At 42.1% G+C, this 8,924-nt stretch carries 11 protein-coding genes and 1 tRNA gene; 10 read left to right on the top strand and 2 right to left on the bottom strand.

The annotated features are described in order from the left end of the window. Together B3763_RS10130 and B3763_RS10125 are read left to right on the top strand one after the other, a co-directional pair. On the top strand, positions 1-1,102 hold a 1,102-nt coding region (locus B3763_RS10130), incomplete at its 5' end, for an RHS repeat-associated core domain-containing protein (RefSeq protein ID WP_286746176.1). Continuing rightward, positions 1,092-1,832, top strand: coding sequence for a hypothetical protein (locus B3763_RS10125; protein ID WP_286746174.1), 741 nt, complete (start codon positions 1,092-1,094; stop codon positions 1,830-1,832). The genes B3763_RS10130 and B3763_RS10125, both read left to right, overlap by 11 nt. A 32-nt stretch (positions 1,833-1,864) precedes the next feature. Here B3763_RS10125 and B3763_RS10120 read toward each other — a convergent pair whose 3' ends face one another. Beyond that, entirely contained in the window at positions 1,865-2,197 is a 333-nt protein-coding gene (locus B3763_RS10120; RefSeq protein WP_286746172.1) for a helix-turn-helix domain-containing protein, read from the bottom strand. 148 nt (positions 2,198-2,345) lie between these two features. On the opposite strand from B3763_RS10120, the gene B3763_RS10115 reads away from it, so the two are divergent. The 4 genes from B3763_RS10115 to B3763_RS10100 all read left to right on the top strand — a co-directional run bounded on the left by B3763_RS10115 (position 2,346) and on the right by B3763_RS10100 (position 4,064). Next, the gene (locus tag B3763_RS10115) at positions 2,346-2,531 is read left to right on the top strand and encodes a hypothetical protein (RefSeq protein WP_286746170.1); all 186 of its coding nucleotides are present in this window, start codon (positions 2,346-2,348) and stop codon (positions 2,529-2,531) included. Between the two features lie 140 nt (positions 2,532-2,671). Next, positions 2,672-3,043 carry an RHS repeat-associated core domain-containing protein gene (locus B3763_RS10110; RefSeq protein ID WP_286746168.1) on the top strand — a complete coding sequence of 124 codons (372 nt, stop codon included), beginning with the start codon at positions 2,672-2,674 and terminating at the stop codon, positions 3,041-3,043. A 124-nt stretch (positions 3,044-3,167) separates the two neighbouring features. Then, the gene (locus B3763_RS10105; RefSeq protein ID WP_286746166.1) at positions 3,168-3,527 is read left to right on the top strand and encodes a hypothetical protein; all 360 of its coding nucleotides are present in this window, start codon (positions 3,168-3,170) and stop codon (positions 3,525-3,527) included. Further along, entirely contained in the window at positions 3,528-4,064 is a 537-nt protein-coding gene (locus B3763_RS10100; RefSeq protein WP_286746164.1) for a hypothetical protein, read from the top strand. 73 nt (positions 4,065-4,137) lie between these two features. Here B3763_RS10100 and B3763_RS10095 read toward each other — a convergent pair whose 3' ends face one another. Continuing rightward, positions 4,138-4,344 carry a hypothetical protein gene (locus B3763_RS10095; protein WP_286746162.1) on the bottom strand — a complete coding sequence of 69 codons (207 nt, stop codon included), beginning with the start codon at positions 4,342-4,344 and terminating at the stop codon, positions 4,138-4,140. A 233-nt stretch (positions 4,345-4,577) separates the two neighbouring features. On the opposite strand from B3763_RS10095, the gene glgP reads away from it, so the two are divergent. The 4 genes from glgP to B3763_RS10075 all read left to right on the top strand — a co-directional run. Next, a complete protein-coding gene (glgP, locus tag B3763_RS10090) occupies positions 4,578-6,230 on the top strand; it encodes an alpha-glucan family phosphorylase (protein ID WP_286746159.1) in 1,653 nt (550 codons plus the stop codon). A gap of 178 nt (positions 6,231-6,408) precedes the next feature. Further along, positions 6,409-6,483, top strand: a tRNA-Val gene (locus B3763_RS10085). Between the two features lie 320 nt (positions 6,484-6,803). Further along, complete coding sequence (locus tag B3763_RS10080; RefSeq protein ID WP_286746157.1) at positions 6,804-8,393, top strand: L,D-transpeptidase family protein; 1,590 nt, start codon at positions 6,804-6,806, stop codon at positions 8,391-8,393. Positions 8,394-8,396: 3 nt separating this feature from the next. Continuing rightward, positions 8,397-8,924: hypothetical protein (locus B3763_RS10075; protein ID WP_286746156.1), on the top strand; the 528-nt coding region annotated here is incomplete at its 3' end.

Raw genomic sequence — 8,924 nt, 5'->3', positions numbered from 1 at the left:
TAAAGATTTTAAATTTGTAGATGCAGGGTATAACCAGGTAGGCAACACCTCAGGAGCCCATCAGCAACTTATGATTACCAAACCAGTAGAACAAGCCGGCTTCATCTACATCTACCTCTCCAATGAGAGCAACACCTCTCACGATGTGTACTTCGATGACCTGAGGATTACCCACACCAAGAGCAAGGTACTACAGGAAGATCATTATTATCCTTTTGGTCTCTCGATAAACGCTCTCAGTTCTTCCGCTCCATTGAGTAAGCCCAACAAATACCTATATAACGGGAAGGAACTCCAAGAGGAAACCGGATGGTACGATTACGGGGCTAGGTTGTTTGATCCCGCAATTGGACGATTCATCCAGGTAGATCCTTTAGCCGAGGTTACTCAAGAAGCATGGACACCCTATCATTATGTGAAGAATAACCCGATCAAATATATTGATCCAGATGGAATGATTTGGAAGGATCAGAAAGAGGCAGATAGGTTGAAGCAGAATGTACAAAATAGGAAAGAACAACTGGCAAAGCAGAAAGGCCGACTTGAAGCTAGAATAGCAAAAAGAGAGGCGAAGGGAAAAAGTACAGAGAAATTAGAAGGAAGAATAGCCACCATTAACTCACGTACTGAAAGTTTAGATAACACGATAGAAGCTATTGATGCAATCGGTGCTCACGAAAGAACTTTTGATTTAGTGAGTAATAGTGGTGAGACAAATTATGTGAAAGAAGGCAGTGATGGTGTTATAAATATTCAGGGAAGCTCGGATGCACTACATGTTCATGAAATTGAACATGTTTCCAGATCAATTAACTCCGAAAATGGGTTGGAATTTACAAGTAGTGGATATTTGCAACCTACAACTGCTACTGGCTTGTCAGATGAGATAGCAGGATATACAGCACAATTTGGTTATCAACCATCCTCCTTACCTGGCTCAGTTAGATCAAGTGACGATATTGATTTGGAATACATAGGGAATCTCAAAAAGAAAGATGGAACGCCTGTGTACCCTGTTTTACATCAAATATGGCAAAATCGTCAAATGGGAATAAGAAATTATAAGAAGCATAAAAGAAAGCAAAAAAAGGATGGTAACTAAATTTATAAAACTGTTTTTTGTTCTTTTTCTCATCTCCGCTTGTTCGGCAGTGAAGATGTTACCGGAACAGATTGAAGGAACATTCCTTCAAAAGGAAAATAAGAATATCCAACTTAGGTTTGACCAAAACTCATTTCTGTTCATAGACACATATCAACAAACCCATATGCCTCCTTATGAATGTTGCGATACTATAGCGTATGGATACTGGGAACTAGAAAATGATGGGTTAATAAAATTGTTTAGTGATCCAAAACTGTATTTACCAGTTGATCTGCAAGTAGAAGAAAGCAAGACTAATTATGATTCAGTATACTTTGATATCTCGAGTCCGATTGAAGGCTATAATGAGGGCAACAGTGGAAAGAATAAGAAGGGTATTGTTTATCATCTTTACATTGATTCGGATGTCCAAAAGCTAGAATATGAAACCTTGAGATATTTTGATTCCAACAGAATTGTACTGGCCAACCCTAATAATGGGAAAGTGCAGAAATTTAGCATAGGCATTTATCCCACCTATTCCTTTAGAGGCAGGAATATTGGCGCACGAGAAGTACTCACAAAAGAATATGAAGTGAAGGATCCTACCTCGAATGTTTTTGAAGTAAGCGTCCCAGGCTTTAACTATGGATACTTAACCTACAAAAGGTTAGATGGGGATTATGTGAAAGTTATAAATAAGAACCGTTTACTTTGGGATGGACAAGAATATATCAAATCAGATTGATAGAAATATACTACCCTGCTTCGGCAGGGTTTTTACTGCAATAGAGAATCCATTTTGTATTTGGCAAAGAAAGCGTCCATCAGGGCATAGATGTGATCTTTGTCTTTGGGGTTAAGCTTTTCCAATAGCCTCAATCTTTTCAGAGCATCATTGTCGATGTTCTGGTACTCACCATCCTTCACCAGGAAATCAATCGTTACGTTTAGCGCATCGGCAATCTTGGCAGCCGTGTCAATAGAAGGCTTAATCTCATCTCTTTCGTACTTTCCCACGATGTCCCCGTTAACGCCAGACCGTTTTCCGATCTCGGCCTGGGAAAGCCTCTGTTCCTTGCGACAGGACGCCAGTTTTTGTCCAAAAGTCATGCTGTATAGTTCAGGTTTAAGTAGTAAAAACAGGGTTTTTCACAATATTAGGGGAAGTATTGTTCATAGACAATCGGGATAGTTCTTGTTGAGTTTAGAAGGAAAAGGTAGTTTTACGAAGGGTCATTCAGTGAAAAATATTTTTTCCATGGAAAGAAGTTTAGTCACCACCAATGCAAAACACATCACTTACAAAAAAACACCGCTAGAAATCACCATCCTGGGCGGCATCAGACTTGACGGCCTGGACAGGCTCAGGTCTACACTCAAAATCCAAGTAGAACACCTGGCCATCCGCCACAACCCCCTAATCCTCGTTACAAACGAGGATTAAAGATTATAGTATTTTAAAAGCGGTATTGAAGTGTAAAACCCCGGGCCTACCTCAACTATATTCTATTCGATAAAGATTTTAGATTTGTAGATGCAGGGTATAACCAGATAGGCGATGCTTTAGGTGTCCATCAGCAGCTTATGATTACCAAACCAGTAGAACAAGCCGGCTTCACCTACATCTACCTCTCCAATGAGAGCAACACCACTCACAATGTGTACTTCGATGGCCTGAGAATTACCCACACCAGAGGCCAGATACTACAGGAAGATCATTACTATTCTTTTGGGATGAATATACAGGCATTGTATTCTAGTGTGCCCTTGCCCAAATCAAATCGGTTCAAGTATAATGGAAAGGAGCTTAATGAAGAATTTGATCTGGATTGGTACAATTATGGAGCTAGAAATTATGATTCACAGATTGGAAGGTTTTCAACCATAGACCCATTTGCAAACAAGTATCATTTCCAGACACCTTATGTCTATGCCGCTAATAATCCAATTAGATGAATTGATTACAATAGGGAAGAGTATGAGTCGAGTATGAAGGAGGGAGAGCAAGGAATTAGATATTTTTATAGCATACTTGTAAATAATAGTGAAGAAGATGATGCGTAGGTATAAGTTTTTGTGTTTGGCTCTATCGGTTCTTTTAATCGGAGTGTCTTGCCAAGGTGAAACAGTCAATGGAAACGGTGAGAAAATAATGGGTAGATGGAGTGCTTATGAAAGAACTACTGCGAATGGCGATACACTAATGAGCACTGGGATAAGAACTACTTTAATATCTGATATCGAATTCATGAATGGCTCAATTGTGAAGGACTATAGTACCGAGGATTTTTTTTATGATTTCAGACTGGAAGGTGATACCTTGATTTTAGGTAGAAAAGAATATATAATCTCTTTTATCGGTAATGATACTCTTATAATGAAAGAGAAAAAAGGACTCATTTCTGATGGGGGGGTCATAAATTACTTAAAAAGATATTAGTTGGAAGCTAAGACCCAGTTGAAGCTGAAATCTGGGGATTTTGGTTTGATTAGAAAGGTCAAGTTGTTAGCCTACGTGCTCTTAGGTGTTGGTTATGGTGTTTGGCTTTTTTTTACTCCAGCTAGGCCTAATTTAGATTCATTCTCATTTCTTTTTGGTATTTCAAGAGAATGGAACATGTATTTCTATACTCTTAGTGGTGTTTTTGTTTTGAGTGGTATAATTATTTATCTGAAGTATTTGAGTATTAAAACTGGAGATTTACTTATTATTACTGATAAAACGATTAATTATAAGAATATTGGGTTTGATATAAGTGAATTGAAGTCTATCGTATTTGAAATCAAAAATGTAGGTTTGAATGGCTATGGAACACGAAGTTTGCGAGTAGGTGGAGGTAATTTCTTGTCGTTCAACTACAAAGGACAAAATCAGAGAATTGAGTTTTATGTTGAAAATAAAAAAAGTGAAGATTCTATAAGATCATTTGTAAAAAAACTCTCCACTGACTTTGATGAAATAGTTTTGAAGGAGTAGGTATGCTATCAATTATCTGTTAAAACATAAAGCCCTCTTCGGAGGGTTTTTTCATGAATACGCCTGTTTGGCTTTAAAACCCCATGCAGTGCATCAACAACCCTCCAGATTCAGTCTTTTTCCTCATTAGGACGAGAGGAAGTCTCCCCTGGTCTTTGGCCAAGTCTATTGGTGCCTTGGTGGCACCTACCAAAACCTCCAAAGAGCAATAACTGAGTGCATCGGGTGAAGAAACCTGAACAAGGGCCACAAAAAGTGGAATAACTCCCGTGCGGAACATAATAGGTACTTCGCAAGGAAGGCAAAGAAAAAAATAGCCTCGACCCTGCTGGTGATTCTTGCAAACGTTGCTTCCTATGAACAAGGAATTAATGGGAGATATAATTTCATTGATTTCATTACGCTTTAAGGAATCTTGGTGATGCACAAACGTTTGCATCAAAGTTTTGTAGTACAGCAAAGTTCTGCACCGGCCATATCTGTATTTTTGATATTCCTTAAAAAGCCAGACGCATGAATTTTAAACTTAAGCATCCGTACAAATTTGGTAAAGGCTATGAGAAGCCCGTGGCCTATTTCTCTATGGAATTTGCCATCGACCAGCCCCTTAAAATTTACTCAGGAGGCCTGGGGTTTTTGGCCGGATCGCACATGCGCAGTGCCTATGATCTTAAGCAAAATATGGTGGGTATTGGCATACTTTGGAAGTACGGCTACTACGATCAGGTAAGAAAACACAACAACGAGTTGGATGTACTCTGGCAAGAACGGCACTATAATTTTCTTCAGGAGCTCGATTTCGATATTGAAATTACGGTCGACAACCACCCGGTTAAGGTCAAGGTGTATTATCTGGCGCCCGAAGTGTTTGGCACAGCCCCGTTGTTTTTGCTTTCTACCGACCACCCGCAAAACGACCACCTGGCCCACACCATCACGCATAAACTATACGACAACAATATCGCTACGCGCATTGCTCAATACATTTTGCTTGGGGTGGGGGGAGCCAAGCTTCTGGAAAAATTAGGTCATGAGGTAGAGCTTTACCATTTTAATGAAGCACACGCCCTTCCCGCAGCTTTTCGTTTGTTGGAAAAACTAGGAAGCGTAGAAAAAGTGAGGGAAAAATTGGTGTTTACTACCCACACCCCTGTTAAAGCCGGTAATGAGATAAACGACCCCAATTTCTTACATAAACTTGGGTTCTTCAACGGATTCTCTATTGGCGAAATAGATCGACTCATTGGCTTAGATGAAGGAATGTTCAACCACACTCTGGCGGCCTTGAGACTGTCTAAAATAGCCAATGCCGTATCCAAAAAACATCAGGAAGTTTCATCGGCCATGTGGGGAGGCTACACCAACATCTGCGACATTATTCCAATTACCAACGCTCAGAACAAAACTTACTGGACCGATAAAGAACTGGAAAAGGCCTATGAAAAACGAAGTGTGAAAAAGTTTACTAGCAGAAAGAAGACTTTGAAAAGCGAGCTTTTTCAACTGGTGGCCGACCAGACCGGGAAGATCTTTGACCCCAATATACTCACTATTGTATGGGCCAGACGCTTTGCAGGATACAAGAGGGCCGACCTGATTGCCCGGGATGTGGCTCGCTTTGAGGCCCTGCTCAACAATAAAGACTACCCTGTACAAATGATTTGGGCAGGAAAACCTTATCCGCTAGATCATTCGGCTGTAAGCACCTTCAACTGGCTGGTGCATTTTACACGAAAGTACCACAACGCCACAACCCTAACAGGCTACGAACTGAGCCTTTCGGCCATGATGAAAAAAGGATCCGATGTATGGTTGAACAACCCCAGAATTCCGTTGGAAGCCTCAGGAACTTCAGGTATGACAGCCGCTATGAACGGCTCGCTCAACTTTTCTACCAACGATGGCTGGATTCTGGAGTTTGGAGAGCATGGCAAAAACGCTTTCGTTATTCCGGAGGCCGATACAACCGCTCCGGAAGGCGAACAAGACCAATGGGATGCCGACCATATGATGCACATACTTGAAGAGGAAATCGTGCCCATGTATTATAAAAACCACGAGCAATGGGTGGAAATGAACTTTCAGAGCATGGCCGATGTGAATAAGTACTTCAGGGCTTCGCGAATGGCCGATGAGTATTATAGAAAACTGTACAACCATCACTAGAAACTAAGATTATTGCTATAATTGTAAGGCAGTTGAGAGACCGTCTTTTTATTAGAGTTTCCAGGTGTACGTGCTCAAGTTGCATGGCTTGAGCTTCTCTACTGGCATCATTGGTATCTTCACAAATGAGTCTTTTAAGACGTTAAGAAACCGTCAAGCCGGGCTTAGGCTTGCAAAAGGGGTATTAGCTCAGTTGGTTTAGAGCGCTGCCTTGACAGGGCAGAGGTCACTGGTTCGAATCCGGTATGCCCCACAAAATGGGGAGAAGCGCTTAGGCAGGAATACGTGCCCTTGCCTTGTCTAATCTGTAGCTTCTCTGACCCTTCGTTTAATTCTCTACCATACCTTCAACCCAACTTTTGGTATTCCCCAAAAATCCATTCACAATCACCAAATGAAGCCTACAGTGCCTGAGGGGAAAAATCAGGAATTGGAACTAATACAGTGCATTTGGCAAAGCCATAGTTTTAGTTCAAAACCAAGTACTTCTGTAAATAAGACTGCTCGTTTTCTGTGACCTTTTGCTAGACATTCGTCAAAAGGAAAGCTATATTAGAAAGAGAAGCGTAACCGATGAAAATAAGAAAAGCAGTATTGGGATTTCTATGGTGCGTTGTGGTTCAGGCAACCATGGGGCAGTCCAATGAAGCCATTCGAAAATACACTGAAACCATTAGTGCGGGAGTGCCTGTGCAGGTGAGAGGTGAGCTAATTCACAGTGTTCGCTTGCTGCCCGAATTTTATTTTGAAAATGAATTCAGACGGGTGTGGACCCGCCCCCTTCAGGAGTCTTTTCTCAATCTGGTGAATAAGGCCTATGATCATGGACTTACCCCGGCCGATTATCACTTTGAGGTGCTAAACCGCCTTTATGCCGATCCTGTGGAGTCGCAGAGCACCGATGCCGACTTACTGTTTACCGATGCCTTTCTTTTATACGCCAGTCATTTTCTCAATGGAAAGCTAAACCCGGAAGAAGTAGAAGGCGAATGGCAGGCAGTGCGTAGAGAGGGCAATGCAAAAACCTTTCTGAAAAAGTGCCTGCAACAAGGCAATATGGAAGAGCAATTTGAACAATTGCAGCCCGAAAGCCAAAGCTATCGTGGCTTGGTGAGCGCACTAATGCACTACCGCGAAATAAGACAAAACGGTGGCTGGAATACCATTGAAGCTGGAGAAACATTGAAGCCGGGTATGAGCGGAAGCCGGGTACAATCGCTCAAATACCGACTTTCCATAGAAGGCTATTTTCTTATGGAAGAAGAACCCAACGATCAGTATACACAAGAGCTGGCCGAGGCAGTAAGGCGTTTTCAGCAACACCATGGGCTGGAGGCCGATGGCAATGTAGGTAAACAAACACTGGCTACCCTCAATGTGTCGGTAGAAGCCAAGATAGCCAAGATAAAAGCCAATCTTGAGCGGCTTCGTTGGATAAACCAAGACTTGGGCGATCATTATGTGTTTGTAAACATTGCCGATTATAAAATGAAAGTATTTAAGCTCGATTCGCTCACCTTTGAGCAGCGGGTAGTAGTGGGCAAGCCATTTCGGAAAACCCCGGTTTTCAGCGATACAATGACCTATTTTGTGCTGAACCCTTACTGGACGGTACCCCCAACCATTCTTTTCAACGATGTACTTCCTGAAGTGAAAAAAGACGTAAACTACCTGAAAACCAAGCAAATGAAAGTGCTGCAGGGAGGGCAAGAGGTAGCTGCAGAAAGTATTGAATGGGCCAAGCTCTCTAAAAACTATTTCCCCTATACCATTCGGCAAGAACCCGGCCCGGCCAATGCCCTTGGAGCTGTTAAGTTCATGTTTCCCAATAAGTACAACATTTACATTCATGATACTCCCAGCAAAGAACTCTTCAATAGACCCGACAGAGCCTTTAGTTCCGGATGTATCCGTCTCAACCAACCCCTTTCGTTTGTCAATTACCTGATCGCTGAAATGCCCGATTGGAATACAGAGAAAATAAAAGCGGTGTTGGAAACCGGCAGAGATAAAACTGTCATGCTGCGTAAGCCACTCAGTGTGCATATTCTTTACCTCACGGCCTGGGTCGATGAAGATGGCGTGCAATTTAGAAACGATGTGTACCAGAGAGATGCCGCGGTAATTAGTGCCCTTTCGGAAAGTGCTCCCAACCTTAATTAACTCATGGTTAGAATAGCCTCTACACTAATGCTTCTGGTAGCACTAAGTAGCGCTGCCCTGGCAAAAAATAAACTCTCGTTTCATGTGTTGGTCAACGGTGAAGAAGTACCCTATAGCCTCTTTAGTTTTTTTGTAATGCCCGGTGAGGTACTTGATGTTTCGGCCAATACCGATTTTGAGCTGCAGGGCAATGACCTTTCCGTGATCAACATATCGGTTATGGCCTATAAAGTAGAAGCCCCTGCCAAGCCTGGAGCATATTCCGTTGCTATTAGCAAGGGCGAAGAACGAATGGTCTTGAACATTCTGGTGCTTACGCCTATGTCCAATAAAAAGGGAGAATACCTCAACGGATATCGTATAGGCAACTATCCGGCCAGAATGCTCAACAATGATCCAATTTATGAACGCCCCAAAGGCTTGTTTGAGGTTACAGAGGCCACGGCCAACCTTCAACTCACTCCACATTTCAACATAAGCCAGTTTTTGTGTAAGCAAGCCGGAGGTTACCCCAAGTACCTAATTGTGAGA

Origin of the sequence: Roseivirga sp. UBA1976 (genome assembly GCF_002336325.1) — a bacterium.
In the GTDB taxonomy this organism is placed as follows: Bacteria; Bacteroidota; Bacteroidia; order Cytophagales; family Cyclobacteriaceae; genus Roseivirga; species Roseivirga thermotolerans.
The sequence above is the reverse complement of the archived record's forward strand: the minus strand, read 5'-3'. Positions and strand labels throughout refer to the sequence as shown.

What these genes read in the sequence shown, in the direction of transcription:
- B3763_RS10125 (WP_286746174.1), top strand. Translation starts at nt 1,092, where the DNA reads ATGGTAACTAAATTTATAAAACTGTTTTTTGTTCTTTTTCTCATCTCC.
- B3763_RS10120 (WP_286746172.1), bottom strand. Translation starts at nt 2,197, where the DNA reads ATGACTTTTGGACAAAAACTGGCGTCCTGTCGCAAGGAACAGAGGCTT.
- B3763_RS10115 (WP_286746170.1), top strand. Translation starts at nt 2,346, where the DNA reads ATGGAAAGAAGTTTAGTCACCACCAATGCAAAACACATCACTTACAAA.
- B3763_RS10110 (WP_286746168.1), top strand. Translation starts at nt 2,672, where the DNA reads ATGATTACCAAACCAGTAGAACAAGCCGGCTTCACCTACATCTACCTC.
- B3763_RS10095 (WP_286746162.1), bottom strand. Translation starts at nt 4,344, where the DNA reads ATGTTCCGCACGGGAGTTATTCCACTTTTTGTGGCCCTTGTTCAGGTT.
- glgP (WP_286746159.1), top strand. Translation starts at nt 4,578, where the DNA reads ATGAATTTTAAACTTAAGCATCCGTACAAATTTGGTAAAGGCTATGAG.
- B3763_RS10080 (WP_286746157.1), top strand. Translation starts at nt 6,804, where the DNA reads ATGAAAATAAGAAAAGCAGTATTGGGATTTCTATGGTGCGTTGTGGTT.